This window comes from endosymbiont 'TC1' of Trimyema compressum (genome assembly GCF_001584725.1).
Taxonomy (GTDB): domain Bacteria; phylum Bacillota; class TC1; order TC1; family TC1; genus TC1.
In genome coordinates, this window is the sequence record NZ_CP014606.1 from 806595 (window position 1) to 823957 (window position 17363).

At 33.3% G+C, this 17363-nt stretch carries 14 protein-coding genes, 2 pseudogenes and 1 other annotated feature; of the genes and pseudogenes, 3 read left to right on the top strand and 13 right to left on the bottom strand.

Features of this window, described 5'->3' with window-relative positions; all coding sequences use genetic code 11:
* Positions 1-443: 443 nt before the first annotated feature.
* Positions 444-695 (bottom strand) — a binding site (T-box leader).
* A gap of 55 nt (positions 696-750) precedes the next feature.
* From AZF37_RS05090 to queA, 11 genes and pseudogenes are all read right to left on the bottom strand, one after another.
* A complete protein-coding gene (locus tag AZF37_RS05090) occupies positions 751-2046 on the bottom strand; it encodes a replication-associated recombination protein A (RefSeq protein ID WP_088369856.1) in 1296 nt (431 codons plus the stop codon).
* Positions 2047-2056: 10 nt separating this feature from the next.
* Positions 2057-3841 carry an aspartate--tRNA ligase gene (gene aspS / locus AZF37_RS05095; protein ID WP_088369857.1) on the bottom strand — a complete coding sequence of 595 codons (1785 nt, stop codon included), beginning with the start codon at positions 3839-3841 and terminating at the stop codon, positions 2057-2059.
* Positions 3842-3843: 2 nt separating this feature from the next.
* Positions 3844-5100 carry a histidine--tRNA ligase gene (gene hisS, locus AZF37_RS05100; protein ID WP_088369858.1) on the bottom strand — a complete coding sequence of 419 codons (1257 nt, stop codon included), beginning with the start codon at positions 5098-5100 and terminating at the stop codon, positions 3844-3846.
* Positions 5101-5123: 23 nt separating this feature from the next.
* Positions 5124-5777 carry an MBL fold metallo-hydrolase gene (locus AZF37_RS05105; protein ID WP_088369859.1) on the bottom strand — a complete coding sequence of 218 codons (654 nt, stop codon included), beginning with the start codon at positions 5775-5777 and terminating at the stop codon, positions 5124-5126.
* 48 nt (positions 5778-5825) lie between these two features.
* Positions 5826-6052: pseudogene (locus tag AZF37_RS13255) on the bottom strand (D-aminoacyl-tRNA deacylase); the annotation flags it as partial.
* Positions 6021-8222, bottom strand: coding sequence for a RelA/SpoT family protein (locus AZF37_RS05115; RefSeq protein WP_088370665.1), 2202 nt, complete (start codon positions 8220-8222; stop codon positions 6021-6023). The gene AZF37_RS05115 and the pseudogene AZF37_RS13255, both read right to left, overlap by 32 nt.
* Before the next feature lie 132 nt (positions 8223-8354).
* A complete protein-coding gene (gene secF / locus AZF37_RS05120) occupies positions 8355-9224 on the bottom strand; it encodes a protein translocase subunit SecF (RefSeq protein ID WP_088369861.1) in 870 nt (289 codons plus the stop codon).
* Positions 9225-10520 (bottom strand): protein translocase subunit SecD, encoded by a 1296-nt coding sequence (secD, locus tag AZF37_RS05125; RefSeq protein ID WP_088369862.1) that lies wholly within the window; start codon positions 10518-10520, stop codon positions 9225-9227.
* 26 nt (positions 10521-10546) lie between these two features.
* Positions 10547-10873, bottom strand: a complete 327-nt coding sequence (gene yajC / locus AZF37_RS05130; RefSeq protein WP_088369863.1) for a preprotein translocase subunit YajC — start codon at positions 10871-10873, stop codon at positions 10547-10549.
* A gap of 67 nt (positions 10874-10940) precedes the next feature.
* Positions 10941-12032, bottom strand: coding sequence for a tRNA guanosine(34) transglycosylase Tgt (gene tgt, locus AZF37_RS05135; RefSeq protein WP_088369864.1), 1092 nt, complete (start codon positions 12030-12032; stop codon positions 10941-10943).
* 35 nt (positions 12033-12067) lie between these two features.
* A complete protein-coding gene (queA, locus tag AZF37_RS05140; RefSeq protein WP_088369865.1) occupies positions 12068-13093 on the bottom strand; it encodes a tRNA preQ1(34) S-adenosylmethionine ribosyltransferase-isomerase QueA in 1026 nt (341 codons plus the stop codon).
* Between the two features lie 45 nt (positions 13094-13138).
* Between queA and AZF37_RS05145 the strand changes: the two genes are divergently transcribed.
* The 3 genes and pseudogenes from AZF37_RS05145 to AZF37_RS13260 all read left to right on the top strand — a co-directional run.
* A complete protein-coding gene (locus AZF37_RS05145; protein WP_172793082.1) occupies positions 13139-13390 on the top strand; it encodes a hypothetical protein in 252 nt (83 codons plus the stop codon).
* 184 nt (positions 13391-13574) lie between these two features.
* A complete protein-coding gene (locus AZF37_RS10450) occupies positions 13575-13772 on the top strand; it encodes a class I SAM-dependent methyltransferase (RefSeq protein WP_162473914.1) in 198 nt (65 codons plus the stop codon).
* 28 nt (positions 13773-13800) lie between these two features.
* Positions 13801-13872: pseudogene (locus AZF37_RS13260) on the top strand (hypothetical protein); the annotation flags it as partial.
* A gap of 195 nt (positions 13873-14067) precedes the next feature.
* On the opposite strand, the gene AZF37_RS05150 reads toward AZF37_RS13260, so the two are convergent.
* Both AZF37_RS05150 and ppdK read right to left on the bottom strand, forming a co-directional pair.
* The gene (locus AZF37_RS05150; RefSeq protein WP_088369867.1) at positions 14068-14241 is read right to left on the bottom strand and encodes a zinc-ribbon domain-containing protein; all 174 of its coding nucleotides are present in this window, start codon (positions 14239-14241) and stop codon (positions 14068-14070) included.
* A gap of 435 nt (positions 14242-14676) precedes the next feature.
* Entirely contained in the window at positions 14677-17304 is a 2628-nt protein-coding gene (gene ppdK, locus AZF37_RS05155; protein ID WP_216634010.1) for a pyruvate, phosphate dikinase, read from the bottom strand.
* Positions 17305-17363 lie beyond the last annotated feature (59 nt).

Consider the following 17363-nt stretch of genomic DNA (forward strand, 5'->3'; position numbering starts at 1 on the left):
TATCCTCTTAATAAAGAAAAAATTGAAGACTGCTTACTTCTCATTTCTTCCGTAAATTCAGCAACTAGATTTTTTATTTCTCCTTTTATTAAAACATCTTCTTCATAATTAATGGATTCAATATAGTTTCCTGTTGCAATTAGACTGTAAATATACTCAACTAACTAAAAGCAGTCCTTTTTCATTAAGTGCTTCAATCTCAACATGATAGAAACTACTTCTTATTTCAACTGGAGGATTATAGAATCCAATATCCCGTCTTGTATAGCGCCCTGGGTATTCAAAACTACTACATAAATAAGCACCTTTTGCTGTATTTAATTTATCAATAATTGTAGTTTGATATTCTCTTTTTCAATATTAATTTGCTTGCGCTCTACTTTAATGGTCATTTTCTAATTTCCTCACTTTCTTTTTTGTACATAAAAAACTTCTCATCCCTATAAAGGGACAAGAAGTATAAAATCATATTCCTGCGGTACCACCCTAATTGGTATAAAAATACCCACTTAGTTACAATGTACTAACATACACGTCCTACTGGTAACGGATAGGATTCCCCGTCAAAGCCCTACTATAATTTCGGTTTGCAACTCATGAGCCCATTCATTAATAACTTCCATATCACATTTCCACCAACTAGTGACTCTCTATTGTTTCCGTTAATAATTACTCTTCTCAATCAACGTTTTATGTATTCACTTACATTCCAATACTAGCATAGTTATTTTATATTTGCAACAGCTATTTTTAATTTTTATCCAACTTTTTTTCTTTATAATATTTTTTATCCTTCAAAACATCAGGTAAATACTGTTGCTCAATTACAAAATCTGTTTCTGGATAATCATGAGGGTATTGATAGGCAACTGTTTCTTGACCTTTTTCATCAGGTCTAGGAAAACTGTGATCCCTTAAATGATAAGGCACTTCCCCATAATCACCGTTTTTGATATCTCGAAGAGCAGCATCAATTGCTAAATAAGCACTGTTACTTTTCTTTGCTTTAGCTAAATAAATAGTAGCCTCTGATAATATAATTCGGGCCTCAGGCAAGCCAATTTTTTCTGTAGCAATCATGGCATTCGTAGCAACTATAAGACCATTAGGATCTGCTAATCCAATATCTTCACTTGCTAAAATTACTAATCTTCGAGCAATAAACATAGGATCTTCCCCAGCGGCAATCATCCGGGCTAAGTAGTGAACAGCCCCATTGGTGTCAGAACCCCTAACACTTTTGATAAAAGCAGAAATTACATCATAATGATTATCCCCTTTTTTATCATAGTTAAGGGCTTTCTCCATAACGCTATCTTCCGCTCTTGCAAGTGTCAATGTTAATGAACCATCCTCATTTATAGGTGTAATGGCTATGAGATTTTCTAAACCATTTAAAGCTCGTCTAATATCACCTGTAGCAATATGTACAAAAAACTCAAAAAGAGCTTCTTTATCATCAATATAGATTTTTAAATTGCCATATCCTTTTTGAGGATTTATTAAAGCACTTTCAAGAATAGTAATAATATCCTTTTCACTAATTTTTTTTAGCGGAAATATTAAAAGCCTTGATAAAAGGGCTCTGTTAAGCTCCACATAAGGATTTTCTGTAGTAGCGCCAATTAAGGTCAGTAGACCGTTTTCAACAAAAGGCAATAATGCATCTTGCTGGGCTTTATTGAAACGATGAATCTCATCAATAAAAACAATTGTTTTTTGATTATGAAATTTTAAGTTGTCTTCACCAATTTTTACAACTTCCTTAATTCGTGGTATACCGTCAGTTACTGCATTAATGATTTCGAAATGGGCATGGGTATAATTTGCAATTACTTTTGCTAATGAAGTTTTGCCACAACCAGGTGGGCCGTATAAAATCATTGAAGGAATTCTATCTTTTGTAACAGCAACAGTTAAGGGCTTTCCATGTCCTATTAATTGAGGTTGTCCAACAACTTCTTCGAGAGTTGTTGGACGCATTTTTTCAGCTAATGGAGCACCAACTTTTTGCTGTGTTTCAAAATTTTGGGAAAATAAATCCATATTTTAGCCTTTATTCTTCCTCTTCCTTTTCTTCTGGAAGATTTAATTCAATAGACAATTCTTCAAGTTGCTTTTCTGTAACTGAAGAAGGTGCTACGCTCATTAAGTCAGCAGCACTTTGGGTTTTAGGAAATGCAATTACATCTCTAATACTCTGTCTATTTCTCATTAACATAATCATTCTATCAAGACCGAATGCTACACCCCCATGAGATGGTGCTCCATATGAGAATGCTTCTAGCATAAATCCAAATTGTTCTTCAGCTTCTTCTTCACTAAAGCCAATTAACTTGAAAATTCTTTCTTGTAATTCTTTTTCATGAATACGAATACTCCCACCACCTAGCTCAGTACCATTTAAGACAAGATCATAAGCTAAAGCTCTAACAGATAGAGGATCACTTTCAAGTTTATCCATATCTTCAGGATTTGGATGTGTAAACATATGGTGAATAGCTACATATCTTTTCTCATCTTCATCATACTTAAGAAGAGGGAAATCAGTTACCCAAACAAAGTTTAATTCATTTTCGTCGATTAAGTCTAAGCGTTTTGCAATTTCAATTCTCAAAGCACCTAAACTATCATGAACAACTTCTTTTTTATCAGCAACGAACATTAACAAATCGCCTTTTTCGCCACCCATTGCATTGACAATGCCTGCTAATTCTTCCTCAGATAAAAATTTAGCTATTGTAGATTTAATACCGTCTTCTGTAATTGCAATCCATGCCAATCCTTTTGCTCCATAAACATTTACAAAGCTTGTTAAACTATCAATATCTCTTCTTGAAAGCGCATCACTACAACCTTTACCATTAATCCCCTTAATCATTCCACCTTTGTCCAAAATGCTTTTAAATACTTTAAAGTCTGTGTTAGCAACAATAGGTCCAATATCATAGAGAGGTAAATCAAAACGCAAATCAGGTCGATCAGAACCATAACGATTCATGGCTTTATCATATGTAATACGAGGAAACTCTGCAGGTAACTCCTTATTCAAAGTTTCTTTAAAAAGGTAACCCATCATATCAGTTACTAAAGCCATAATATCTTCTCTATCAACAAAAGACATTTCCATATCCAGTTGCGTAAACTCTGGCTGTCTATCAGCTCTTAAATCCTCGTCTCTAAAGCAACGTGCAATTTGAAAATACTTTTCCATCCCTGCCACCATTAGAATTTGTTTATACTGTTGTGGTGATTGTGGTAATGCAAAAAAGTTACCTGGATGCACTCTACTTGGCACTAAATAGTCTCTAGCACCTTCAGGTGTACTTTTAGCTAACATTGGGGTTTCAATTTCAAGAAATCCTCTCTCATCTAAGAAACGACGCATAGCCATTGTGACATGATGACGTAAAATTATATTTTTTTGCATTTCAGATCTTCTTAAATCTAAATAACGGTATTTTAAACGGATGTTTTCGTCAACAGGTGTTTCTTCATTAACATCAAAAACAGGTGTTTTAGCCTTATTTAAAAGCTTAATGGAAATACCCAATAACTCAATAGAGCCAGTTGGTAATTTAGGATTAATTGCTTCTTCACTTCTTTTTCTTAAGGTGCCAATAACCTCTACAACATATTCATTTCTTAATTTTTCAACAGTTTCAAAATCATTGAATTGTTCATCAAAGACAATTTGCAATAATCCACTTCTATCTCTTAAATCGATGAAAATTAGTCCACCATGGTCCCTTCTTCTATTGACCCAGCCTGAAACTTTAATGGTTTCACTAATTTCCTTTTCAGTTACGAGTCCACATGCTCTTCTTTCTTCTATTGCCATTTTTATTCCCCTTTCAACTCCTCAATAATGGATAATAGTGTTTGTTTTTCTTCTTCCCCAGTGTCCATATTCTTCAGAGGGTAAAGAGCATCTCTCACTTCATCTTCTCCTACTGTAATCACATGGGTAGCCCCAATTTTATTTGCATATTTAAACTGAGCTTTAAATTTTCTGCCCATAACATCTAAACTTGCTGGTATATTATTCTCCCTTAGAATAGCCACTAATTCAATACCTTGAGGTATAAGCTCAGTATCTAAAAGCGCGACGAATACTTTGGGTTTCAGTATGCTCTTAAGGGGTACATTTTGGCTAGCTAAGGTTAATAGTACTCTTTCTAAGCCTATGGCAAAACCAATACCAGGAATATCTGGCCCTCCAATTTCTTGAATCAGTCCATCATAGCGTCCGCCACCACCAATAGAGCTTTGGGCACCAATGCCACCGACAACAATTTCAAAAGCAGTTTTTGTATAGTAGTCTAGTCCTCTGACCATTTTTTCATCTAATTCATAAGGTATATAAAGGAGTTCCAAATAACTTTTTACACCTTCAAAATGTTCTTTACATTCTTCGCAAAGACATTCAGTAATAGTCGGTGCTCCTTTAATAATTTTTTGACAAGTCTCACTTTTACAATCAAAAATTCTCAGCGGATTCTTCTCATAACGATTTTGACAAGTTGGACAAAGCTCCTTAAATCTAGGTTCTAAATATTTTTTCAAAGCTTCATTATGAAGGGGTCTGCATTTTGGACAACCTACACTATTAATTAGCAAAGTCAAATCCTCGATTCCCAAGCGTTTAAAAAAATCCATAGCTAATCCAATAACTTCTCCATCGAGATTAGGATCTACAGAACCTAAGACTTCAACGCCAAATTGATGAAATTGACGGTAACGACCTGCTTGAGGTCTTGAATAACGAAACATAGGTCCCATATAGTAGTATTTTGCAGGTAAGGGGTTAGCATAAATATGGTGCTCCACAAAAACTCTAGCTACTGACGCTGTACCTTCTGGTCGCAAGGTAATGCTTCTATTTCCTTTATCTAAAAAGGTGTACATTTCTTTATCAACAATATCAGTTGTATCGCCAACACCTCTTAAAAACAATTCAGTATGTTCAAATATTGGTGTTCTAATTTCTTCATAATTATAAACTAGCATTAAGTTTCTTACGACTTCTTCAATATAGTGCCACTGCCTAATTGTATCAGACATAATATCATTAGCACCTTTTGGTCTCTTTATGGTCATCGTATTTCCTCCTAGTTAATATCTTATTTAGGTTGCATCTGTCCAGTTAAAAATGGGTTCATTTCTAACTGTTCACCAAATGTAGTCTGAACCTTGCCATGGCCTGACAAAATAGCGGCAGTTTTGGGGATTTCTTTTTTTAGCTTTTCTAGGCTTTTGACCATATCATCTTTATTACCACCCAAAAAATCACTTCTGCCTACAGAACCAAAAAACAAGGTATCTCCTGTAAGTGCAATTTCTTCGTTGTATATTACTATACTACCAGGTGTATGTCCTGGTGTTTCAATTACTTTTAAAACAATATTGCCTAATTTAATTACATCACCTTCACCTTCGGCAATTGTTTGATTAGGTACTGGTGAAGTAAAATCATTGCTGTAGTTATGACTTAAATTATAAACTGGATCAGTTAAATAACCAGCATCCGCCTCATGGATAATCAAAGGGGCCTTTGTTAAAGTCATTACAGCTTGATTGCCATAAACATGGTCCCGATGACCATGTGTGTTAACAATAGCCTTAATATGGATATGCTCTTTTTCTATTAAGCTCCCCATTTTCTCAACATCGACGTATCCAGGGTCAACAATAATACCTTCTTTTGAATCCTCGTCCCAAACTAAATAACAGTTTTCGAGTAAGGCTCCATTTATAAAAACTTGATTCTTAAGCATACTTTTTGCGCTCCTTTATCGATCTTTACTATCCATCATAATAGTTACTGGTCCATTACTTTTTCTCGTATCTCCAAGAAGCGTAAATTGAGAAATAAGGAGAATACTTCCATTCATATCTATTAATGATTTATTCATTTTACCTTCTTCATCTTCAAAAATCCATCTTCAAAAATCCTTAAATTAGGAATTTTTGTAACTAGGTAGTTAAAGTCTTCATCTTTTCCATCAACAGTTACATAACTAGTCTTTGCTCTTTGTATTACTGTTTTCATCTTTTTTAAATACTCTCTTTCTAGGTACTAAACGCTTGGCATTTAAAATTTCTGGATTTCTATTAAAAGCTGCAAAAAGCCTCTCTAAATGTTCGGGTTTATTAATACCTACTTTTATTTTCATTGTTACAACACCACCTGAAACTTTTGAGTTTATTTCAATTACATCAGCTTTTAACTCATGAAGTAAACTAATTATATCAGGTGTAATGCCTTTTCTATCTGTTGTTGTAATTTCTAAATTAGCAATTAAATTCTTCACTTCTTTTGTTTCCCAAATTACATCAACAATCCTATAAGGTTCCTTGTTATTTAAATAGATAAAATTTGGACAATCAATTCTATGAATAGAAATGCCTTTACCTCTATTAATATAGCCTGAAATATCATCACCAGGCATTGGATTACAGCATTTGGAAATTCGGATATCAACGTCTTCAAATCCTTGAACTCGAATACCTTGTGTACTAGAGCCATAACCTTCCCAAGGTTTAATAATTTGATCTTTAGGAACTGTATCTTCAATTTCTTCTTTAACATATTCTCTTAATCGTCGAATAACCTGTTTGACACTATAGCCACCATCACTAACAGCTGAATATAAATCTGATATATCCTGCATACCGTAGGATTTAGCTAATCGTCCTAAATAGATTGGTGTTAAATATTTTTTATCAAATTGTTCTCGCTTAACTTCCTTGTTAAATATATCTCGACCTTCATCTTCTTTGGTTTCTCGATTCTGCATTTTAAACCAATTTCTGATTTTGTGCTGGGCATTTTTGGTCTGAACGATTTTCAACCAATCAAGACTTGGCTTACCATTTTTATTGGTTAATATTTCAACAATATCTCCATTTTGAAGTTTGTAGTCAATGGGTACAATATGATTATTTACACGAGCACCAGAAAACTGATTGCCAACATCAGAGTGAACTCTATACGCAAAATCAAGAGGATTAGAACCAGATTTAAGTTCAATAACATCTCCGCCAGGTGTAAAAACATACAAGCGGTCAGTAAATAAATCTTTTTTCAACGAATCAATAAAATCACTTGCATTATCTGCTTCTGATTGAAGCTCTCTTATCTGACTAATAAAAGAACTTTCTTTTTGAAACTCCTGGTAAGAAAAAGACTTGCCTTCTTTATATTTCCAATGGGCAGCAATACCATATTCAGCAATGCGATGCATTTCTTTGGTTCGAATTTGAACTTCAAAAGGTTCTCCATTACTGCCTAATAAAGTAGTATGAATAGATTGATAACCATTGGGTTTTGGCATAGCAATATAATCCTTAAAGCGATTAGGAATAGGCCTATAAAGAGTGTGAATTGCACCAACTGCACTGTAACAGTCCTTCGCTGTTTTAACAATAATTCGAACTGCAGTTAAGTCATAAATTTCATCTAAAGTATGATTTTTTTTCTTCATTTTATTGTAGATGCTATAGAAGTGCTTCGGTCTGCCAGTAACATCACCTTCAATACCTAATTGTTCTAAATTGTCTCTGATTTTTGAAATAACTTCTTGAACATAATCTTCTCTTTCATTACGCTTCATGGCAATCTGTTCCATTAGTTCCTGATACCCTTCAGGATCAATATACTTTAAAGCCAAATCTTCTAATTCCCACTTTATTTGAAAAACACCAAGACGATGGGCAATAGGTGAGTAAATTTCTAGAGTTTCTTCAGAAATATAAACTTGTTTTTCTCGTGGCATATATTTAAGGGTACGCATATTATGGAGTCTATCTGCCAACTTAATAAGTACTACACGAATATCTCTTGACATTGTTAAAAACATTCGACGTAAATTTTCAACTTGTAATGTGTCCTTATTAGATATCTTGATTTTTTTCAGTTTAGTTAAACCATCAACAATATAAGCTACTTCCTCACCGAAATATTTTTCAATATCGCTAAGTTCTACTCCTGTATCTTCTACGACATCGTGAAGCAAAGCAGCAATTAATGCTGCCTCATCCATTCTAAGTTCAACTAAAATCTCCGTAACCACTAATGGGTGAGTTATATAAGGTTCACCTGAACGTCTATACTGGCCTTTATGGGCTTCTTCAGCAAGGGCATAGGCTGAACGCAGTTTTTTTTCATTTAGACTGCTATCATATTCTTTCACTTCTAAAATAATTTTATCAATCGTCATAGGCAAGTGGACTCCCCCTTTTACATTTTACCGTGTCTTTTAATTATACTAAAAATAGCCATGAAATAAAAGGCGTTTATCCCTCTAAATACATTAAAATAGGGCATATAAATTATTTATTTATATGCCCTATTAATTATTATTTAAAAACTTTTTGCCACTAAATTTTCTTGATAAATCAAGCCATAATGGACTTGCCACTGCTATTGATGAGTACATTCCAATTATTGTACCTATAATCATAGCTAGTGTAAACTCATGGGTAGATGAACTACCTAGGAAATACAGTGAGATTAATACAATTAACACACAAACAACTGTTGTAATTGATCGTCCTAAAGTTTGGGTAATACTTCTATTAACAATTAGCTCTTTTGAGTCCTTTTGATAAGAGGGCACTTTCAAATTTTCTCGGATTCTATCATAAATAACAATTGTATCGTTGATAGAGTAACCAACAATTGTTAAGATAGCTGCAATAAAAGACATTCCAATCTGAATTTGGAAGAGAGCAAAAATACCTAAGAGGACTATAATATCATGGAGTGAAGATAAAATCCCTCCAATACCAAAAAACAATTCAAAACGGATTGTTAAGTAGATAATAATTCCTAGTGAAGCCAAAGCTAATGCCAAAATTGCTTTTTGGGACAATTCAGATCCTATAACACCACTAACGGTATCATTTTTTACTACTTCAATTTGTCCAAATTTTTCTTTTAACTGATTCATTTTATTATTATATTCTTCTTCAGATAAAGCAGAACCTTTAATAATATAATGATTAGCTTCAGTTTCTTGAATATCACTTTCTTTAAAAATTGCCTTAATATCATCTGTTGCTATATGTTCTGATAATTTAATTTCAAGTAAAGTACCACCAGCAAAGTCCGGTCCCAAGTTAAATCCTTTAGTAAACATGGCTATAAAACTTGCTAATAGCAATACAACAGTAACTATATAAATTATTTTCTTTTTACCCATAAAATTAATAATTTTCATTTAGTTTTCCTCCTTTTCTTTTGGAGAAATCCTAAAACCATAAAAAGATTTCTTTTGGAAGAATTTAACCTTCACTGCCAATTGTAACATTATTCTACTTAGCATTAATGAAGTTATTAAATTAATTGTAATACCAATTAAAAGAATTACAGCAAATCCCTGAATTGAACCTGAACCAATAACTAAAATAATAACACCGGCTAACATTGTTGTAATATTAGTATCTAAAATAGTAATAAAGGCCTTTTTATAACCACCGTTAATTGCAGCCTGTAAAGATTTTCCACTTCTTAACTCATCCTGTATTCGACAAATTAAAATAATATTGGCATCTGCTGCAATTGCAATTGTTAAAATCAAAGCGGCAATACCTGGCAGCGTCAGAGTAGCTTTAATCATTACCATAACTGCCAATAAAAGGTTAGTAAAAGCAATTAAACTAAAAGTAGTTACTACACCTGGCAAACGGTATAGCAAAATTAAAAATAATGCTAGTAATGCTAAACCAACACCTACTGCTATTAAACTTTTATTAAGTGATTCAGCACCTAGAGTTGGTCCAATAGTAGATTTTTCTACTATTTGTAGGCCAACAGGTAAAGCACCTGAATTTAATAATTTAGCAATATTATTTGCTTCATCAAACGAAGCAAATCCACCAGAAATAGTAGCTTGACCATCAGTAATTGCCTCTTTGACATTAGGGTTAGTAATTAACTCATTATCTAAAAGAATTGCAATTTTTCTTCTTGGATCACCTTCAGGACACTTTGTAGACAAGCGACCTGTAGCTTCAGCAAATGCCGCTTTCCCAGTTTCATTAAATTCTAATACAACTGAATATTTATTTGTATTATTGCTTTTAGCTGCATATGCCTTTTGTAAATCAGCGCCCGTTAAAATAGGTATTATATTTGCTCCATCATTTGTTTTTACATCACCAGCAATAAATTTCAGCTCAGCTGTCTTGCCTATTAAATTTATGGCAGCATCGGGGTCATTAATTCCAGCAATTTCAACAATTAATCGATTGTTACCTACTACTTGAATAATTGGCTCACTAACGCCTAATGTATCAACTCTCTTACGCATAATTTCTTGAAGTTTAGCCATGTCATCAGCTGTAACTGGTTGTCCGTCCTTTTCCTGTGCTTCCAGCATAACATGAACACCCCCCCTTAAATCTAATCCTAATTGAAGATTGTCTCTAAGAGGGGTGTAACTAATACCTGCTATAATAAGAATTGAGACACAAATAAGCGCTAGAAGGAGAAGACTACGTTTACGAATTTTCATCCAATCTAGTCCTTTCTTTCTTTGGTTTATTTTTTCTTTTTTGCTTCTTGTTCTAATTCTTTTTGTTTGGCAATTCTTTGTTCATTAGATAGGTTTTTGAAAATTGCTTCTTTTTCCATTACAAATTCAACTGTATCGGAAATTTTAACTGTTATGGTACTGCTATCTTCAGGAACTTTGGTAACTTCCCCGTGGATGCCGCTATAGGTAATAATTTTATCACCTTTTTGCAAATTCTTTAACAATAATATTTTCTCATTTTTTTGTTTCTTCTGTGGACGTAATATTAAAAAATAAAATATAGCCACTAAAGGAAGAATTAACAACAGCATTTGTGTTATGCCTTGGTCCATGGAATACACCTCTTTCAATTGTTATTTTTTTACGATTCCCTACTATCTTAACATTTTTCTTCTAATATTAATATAGATTCTTATAATATTTTTTAAGAAATTCGTGAGCATATGTTTCAAAACAGTCTTCATCAATAGATTTACGAATATTTTCCATTAATTGGATTAAAAAATATAGATTATGCCAGGTTAAAAGACGAAATCCTAAAATCTCATTGGATTTAATTAGATGCCTAATATAGCTTCTTGTATAATTTTGACAAACATAGCAATCACATTCTGGATCTAAAGGCGAAAAATCATCAAAATACTTGGCGTTTCTTATTGTAAAATAACCATTATGACTCATTACACCACCATTGCGACCTAGTCTAGTAGGCAAGACACAATCAAACATATCTATACCAGCACGAACCCCTTCAATTAAATAATCCGGGGTACCAACGCCCATAATATAGCGTGGTTTATTATACGGTAAATACGGGGCAGTTTCATTTAACATTTCAATCATCAAATCTCTAGGTTCTCCAACACTTAATCCACCAATTGCATAGCCATCAAAATCAAACGCAATAATTTCTTCAGCACTTCTTTTTCTTAATTCTGGATACATTCCGCCTTGAATAATGCCAAATAATCCTTGGTATTCATGATGATGAAATTCTTTGCAACGCTTAGACCATCGCGTTGTTCTCTCTAAAGCATCAATTGTGTATTGACGATCTGCAGGATAAGTAGTACATTCATCAAATGCCATAGCAATATCCGATCCTAAATCCATTTGGATTTCCATTGATTTTTCAGGTGTTAAAAAATGTTTAGAGCCATCAATATGTGATGAAAAGCAAACACCATCTTCAGCGATCTTATTTAAATTGTCTAAGCTGAAAACTTGGAAACCCCCACTATCTGTTAAAATAGCTCTATCCCAATTCATAAATTTATGAAGGCCTCCAGCTTTTTTAATAAGCTCATGACCTGGTCTTAAATATAGATGATAGGTGTTGCTAAGAATTATTTCTGCACCTATAGTTTTCATCTCTTCAACAGTCATGGCCTTCACAGTTGCACAAGTTCCTACTGGCATAAATACTGGTGTTTCAATAGTACCATGAGTTGTAGAAACACGACCTCTTCTGGCTCTGGAATTGTTACTCATCTTGATTAATTCATATTTTATCAATTGTTTTCCCCTTATTCTATAAACATGGCATCACCAAAACTAAAAAAGCGATAGCCCTGTTTAACTGCTTCTTCATATGTTGCCAAGGTAAATTCCCTACCTATTAAAGCTGATACTAACATTAATAATGTAGACTTTGGTAAGTGAAAATTAGTAATTAATCCATCAATACATTTATACTGATAGCCGGGGTAAATAAAAATATTAGTCCACCCCTTGTCTGAAACTGCTTTACCATATTTTAAAAAAATAGTTTCTAAGACTCTCACAGATGTTGTGCCAACTGCAATAACACGCTGATTCATATTTTTAGCTTTATTAATAATATTAGCTGATTCTTCACTTAACTCATAATACTCTTCATGCATTGGGTGATCTTCAAGATTCTCTTCTTTAACTGGTCTGAAAGTACCTAAACCTACATTTAATAATAAAGATGTAACCATAATACCTTTTTCCTTAATCTTAACTAAAAGTTCCTCAGTAAAATGCAAACCCGCTGTTGGTGCTGCCACTGAAACACCATCTTTGCTGTAAACAGTCTGGTATCTAGAACTATCTTTCAATGTTTCGGTAATATATGGCGGTAGAGGCATTTCTCCTAAAAAATCTAAAATAACCTCAAATACACCTTCATAATAAAATTGGATAATACGGCTACCTTCTTCGGTTATATCAATACAGGTTGTTCTTAATTCTTGATTCTCACCAAAAAAGATTCGGTCTCCAATTTTAACTTTTTTACCGGGCTTTACTAAAACTTCCCAGATATCTATTTCTTTCTTTTTTAGTAAAAGTACTTCAATTATAGCACCCGTTTCTTTTTTTCCAAAAAGTCTGGCTGGTATAACCTTTGTGTGATTTAGTACTAAAACATCACCTGCTTGTAAATAATCAATTAAATTATAAAAATGCTGATGTTCCCACTTTTTTTCTTTAGAATGAACCACTAACAGTCTGCTACTATCTCTAGGCGTCATTGGCTTTTGAGCAATTAGTGATTCAGGCAAATAATAATCAAATAATTGAACTTTCATCATTTTCCTCATTCTTTAAAATATCTATCCCTTATTATAGCTTTTTTGGCAATTAAGTTGCAAGCCTATCTCCTATCTTTAGCAAGGAGCATTGAGACAATAAGCTCCCCTATAATGGCTACCGTTCTGCGAGAAGGCATTAAAAAGGGGGAATTTAAAACCAACTACCAGCGTTATTTTGAACATTTAAAAGTTTTTCAAGAATTAACTGAAAAAAGTCTTTCAGTGCCATCAGTAACTTTTCAATATTTAGAAAATTTTATTCAGAGCGGTGACTATAATGAATCCCCCCTATAGCCCCATATCAAAAACCTTTAACCTTAAATATTGATGAAAACAGTTTAGAAAAACTAACTGCAGAGAATGAACCCTATCTTCTTTTCTCCTGAAAATATTAATGGTTTTAATAAAAAATATATGGATTTCTACAACAAAATCGCTTTTCTTTATCGACTTAGTGCTAAATTTATAACTCAAAAAAATGAAAGAATTACTAGATGACTTAGAAATTAGCAATAATGATAGGTTTTTAGAAGTCTCAGCAGAAACTGGACATAATTTGAAATATTTAGTTAAAAAATATCAAAATCTAGAATTGTATGGACTTGATATCTCTTCTGGAATGCTTAAACAATACCAAAAGATCTTGACAAGCAACCAGTTTTTTAGTCCAAGCTAATGCAGAAGCACTCCCTTACAAGGCTAATTCATTTGATAGTGTTTTTCATGTAGGAGGCATAAATTTTTTAATGACAAGAAAGCTGCTATCGAAGAAATGATTAGAGTTGCTAAACCCAATACTAAAATCACTATTGTAGATGAAACAAGTAAATAGGTAAAAAAGTCTATCGTTTCAGATATTAGAATAGTGGTAAGTATAAATTAGGTTTTCGAAAGTAAATAAATTTAAAAAGAGAATACGCTTCTTTATATAACCACAAAAAAAGATGCTCTATTAAGAGCATCTTTTGTTTTTAGTCTTGGCTGTCGTAACTGTTGTTTCTTCTTTGTTGTTTTCTTTGTCTTCTACATTCAGGACAACGTTTAGGTTCGTTTGTGAACCCTTTTTCAGCATAGAACTCTTGCTCGCCTTGTGTAAACACAAAGTCAGCGCCACAGTCAGAACAGGATAATGTTTTGTCTTCCATTTTTACTACCTCCACTATTACTTGATTTGGACCTGTCTTTTTATTCTGTCTTCATATAATAATAGTGAAGGGCCGAATTAAAAAAAGATTCCATTCATATAAGTATAGTAACACAACAATTCTGATTGTACAACCTATTTTTATGTATTTTTGTAAAATATTATAAAAAACATTGTTAAATTATTCACAATTAATTACTATTTATTTTTCTTGTTAAATCACTAGATTTACTTATATATAATGGACCTAACATTACTCTTTAAGCTACTATAATAAAATTCTATTTCAAGTCCTTTAAACCAAAGATATTTATTGATATATATTAATTAATCACTAATTTTGGATAGTAATTTTAAAGCAAAATTTCTTGTATTTAATATTTAATTATTAAAAAAGAGTTATGTAATTATATATAACTCTTTTAAAATCTAGAGCTTATTTATTCATTAAAACAGACTGAGCTGCTGCTAATCTAGCAATTGGTACTCTAAAAGGAGAACAGCTTACGTAATGTAAGCCTACTCTATAGCAGAAATCAACGGAAGATGGATCGCCACCATGCTCCCCACAAATACCTAACTTAATATTAGGCCTTGTAGATTTACCTTTTTCAACTGCCATTTTAACCAATTGCCCTACACCTTCTTGGTCAAGTTTAGCAAATGGGTCAAACTCATAAATTTGCTTAGTGTAATAATCATCTAAGAAGCCACCAGCATCATCTCTCGAAAAACCAAATGTCATCTGAGTTAAATCATTTGTACCAAAGGAAAAGAACGCTGCCTCTTTAGCAATTTCATCAGCCAACAATGCTGCTCTAGGAATCTCAATCATTGTACCTACCATATAGTCGAGTTCAATACCTGATTCCTTAATTAACGTATCTGCAACATTAGTAATTACATCTTTAACATATTTAAATTCTCTAGCTTCCCCAGCTAAAGGTACCATAATTTCAGGAATAATATTGAATCCTTTAGTTTTTTTCACTTCAAGGGCAGCCTCAATAATTGCTCTACCTTGCATTTCCGCAATTTCAGGAAATGTAATAGCTAAGCGGCAGCCTCTATGACCCATCATAGGGTTAAACTCATGTAAAGATTCAATTTTTGCTTTTAGTTTTTCTACTGTTACATTCATTTCTTTAGCAATTTTGACAATTGACTTTTCATCTTGTGGCAAAAACTCATGCAACGGTGGATCTAATAAACGGATAGTAACTGGTTTTTCTTCCATAGCTTCATAAATACCAATAAAATCTTCTCTTTGCATTGGTAATAATTCATTTAAAGCAGCACGTCTCGCTTCTTCAGTTTCAGCTAAAATCATTTTGCGCACTGACGTAATTCGAGTGTCATTAAAGAACATATGCTCTGTCCTTGTCAAGCCAATTCCTTCAGCACCAAATTCTACTGCTTTTATAGCATCTTTAGGTGTATCAGCGTTGGTTCTCACTTTTAATGTTCTGATTTTATCAGACCAAGCCATAAATGTGGCAAAATCTCCTGAAATTTCAGGAGATACTGTTTTAATATCATCAATGTAGACTTTACCAGTAGTACCATCTAATGAAATAAAGTCACCTTCTTTAACTGTATAACTGCCAACTGTAAAATATTTTTCTTTCTCGTTTACAACAATATCACCACATCCAGCTACACAACATGTGCCCATGCCTCTTGCAACGACAGCTGCATGAGAAGTCATACCACCACGAACAGTTAAAATACCTCTGGCAGCAGCCATTCCCTCAATATCTTCTGGTGAGGTTTCCTGACGGACAAGAATAACTCTCTCATCTCTTTTATCCTTAGCTTCTTTGGCAGCTTCAGCAGTGAAATAGACTTGTCCTGCAGCAGCTCCTGGAGAGGCTGGTAAACCTTTTGCTACTGGCGTAGCGTTATCTAATACCTTCACATCAAACATAGGATGAAGCAATTGATCCAATTGTTTTGGATCAACTTTCATAATAGCTTCTTCTTCAGTTACCATGCCTTCAGCTACTAAATCAACTGCAATTTTGAGAGCAGCTTGAGCGGTTCTTTTGCCATTGCGGGTTTGTAAGAAGTAAAGCTTCTTATTTTCAATAGTAAACTCAACATCTTGCATATCTTGATAATGATTCTCTAGATTTGTAGTAATATCCATAAATTCTTTATAAACTTCTGGCATATCTCTTTCCAAAACAGCAATTGGATTAGGTGTTCTAACACCAGCTACAACATCCTCACCTTGAGCATTAATTAAATATTCTCCAAATATTAAGTTCTCGCCTGTTGCTGGGTTTCTAGTAAATGCAACTCCTGTGCCACAAGTATCACCCATATTCCCAAATACCATCATTTGAACATTAACAGCTGTACCCCATGAACTTGGAATGTCATGCATCCTTCTATAAACAATGGCTCTAGGATTATCCCATGATCTAAATACAGCAGTAATAGATTCCATTAATTGTTCTTTAGGTTCTTGAGGAAAGTCAGCTCCTGTTTTTTCTTTGTATATTTTTTTAAATGTACTGACAAGCTTCTTAAAGTCTTCTCCAGTTAAATCCATATCAGAAGCAGCACCTTTTAATTCTTTCATTTTAACAAGTTCTTCTTCAAAAAACTCTTTATTAACTTCTTTTACTACATCTGCAAACATTTGAATAAAACGTCTGTAAGAGTCATAAGCAAATTTCATATTTCCGGTTTTATTTTTCAATCCTTCAACAGAAGCATCATTTAAACCTAGGTTTAGGACTGTATCCATCATCCCTGGCATTGATGCTCTAGATCCTGAGCGTACTGAAACCAGTAAAGGATTATTCTTATCCCCAAATTTCTTATTTGAAATAGCCTCTAATTTTTCAATGCCATCCTCGATGCCTTTAATAACGCCATCATCAACTACTCTTCCTTTATCATAATAGTCATTACACGCTTCTGTTGTAACGGTAAATCCTTGGGGAATAGGCATACCTAGCTTAGTCATTTCTGCTAAGTTAGCCCCTTTACCTCCTAAAAGATTTCTCATTGAAGCGTCGCCTTCACTGAACATGTAAACAAATTTTGTTACCATCAATTATACCTCCTTTAAATACTACTATTTATTATAACATGAAAAATTTTATTCATACC

Bases quoted from the DNA above. Each gene is read 5' to 3' on its own strand.
- ppdK (WP_216634010.1), bottom strand. From the start codon at position 17,304: ATGGTAACAAAATTTGTTTACATGTTCAGTGAAGGCGACGCTTCAATG.
- AZF37_RS05150 (WP_088369867.1), bottom strand. From the start codon at position 14,241: ATGGAAGACAAAACATTATCCTGTTCTGACTGTGGCGCTGACTTTGTG.
- AZF37_RS05115 (WP_088370665.1), bottom strand. From the start codon at position 8,222: ATGACGATTGATAAAATTATTTTAGAAGTGAAAGAATATGATAGCAGT.
- AZF37_RS05090 (WP_088369856.1), bottom strand. From the start codon at position 2,046: ATGGATTTATTTTCCCAAAATTTTGAAACACAGCAAAAAGTTGGTGCT.
- secD (WP_088369862.1), bottom strand. From the start codon at position 10,520: ATGAAAATTCGTAAACGTAGTCTTCTCCTTCTAGCGCTTATTTGTGTC.
- hisS (WP_088369858.1), bottom strand. From the start codon at position 5,100: ATGACCATAAAGAGACCAAAAGGTGCTAATGATATTATGTCTGATACA.
- tgt (WP_088369864.1), bottom strand. From the start codon at position 12,032: ATGAGTAACAATTCCAGAGCCAGAAGAGGTCGTGTTTCTACAACTCAT.
- aspS (WP_088369857.1), bottom strand. From the start codon at position 3,841: ATGGCAATAGAAGAAAGAAGAGCATGTGGACTCGTAACTGAAAAGGAA.
- secF (WP_088369861.1), bottom strand. From the start codon at position 9,224: ATGAAAATTATTAATTTTATGGGTAAAAAGAAAATAATTTATATAGTT.
- AZF37_RS05105 (WP_088369859.1), bottom strand. From the start codon at position 5,777: ATGCTTAAGAATCAAGTTTTTATAAATGGAGCCTTACTCGAAAACTGT.
- queA (WP_088369865.1), bottom strand. From the start codon at position 13,093: ATGAAAGTTCAATTATTTGATTATTATTTGCCTGAATCACTAATTGCT.
- AZF37_RS10450 (WP_162473914.1), top strand. From the start codon at position 13,575: ATGAAAGAATTACTAGATGACTTAGAAATTAGCAATAATGATAGGTTT.
- yajC (WP_088369863.1), bottom strand. From the start codon at position 10,873: ATGGACCAAGGCATAACACAAATGCTGTTGTTAATTCTTCCTTTAGTG.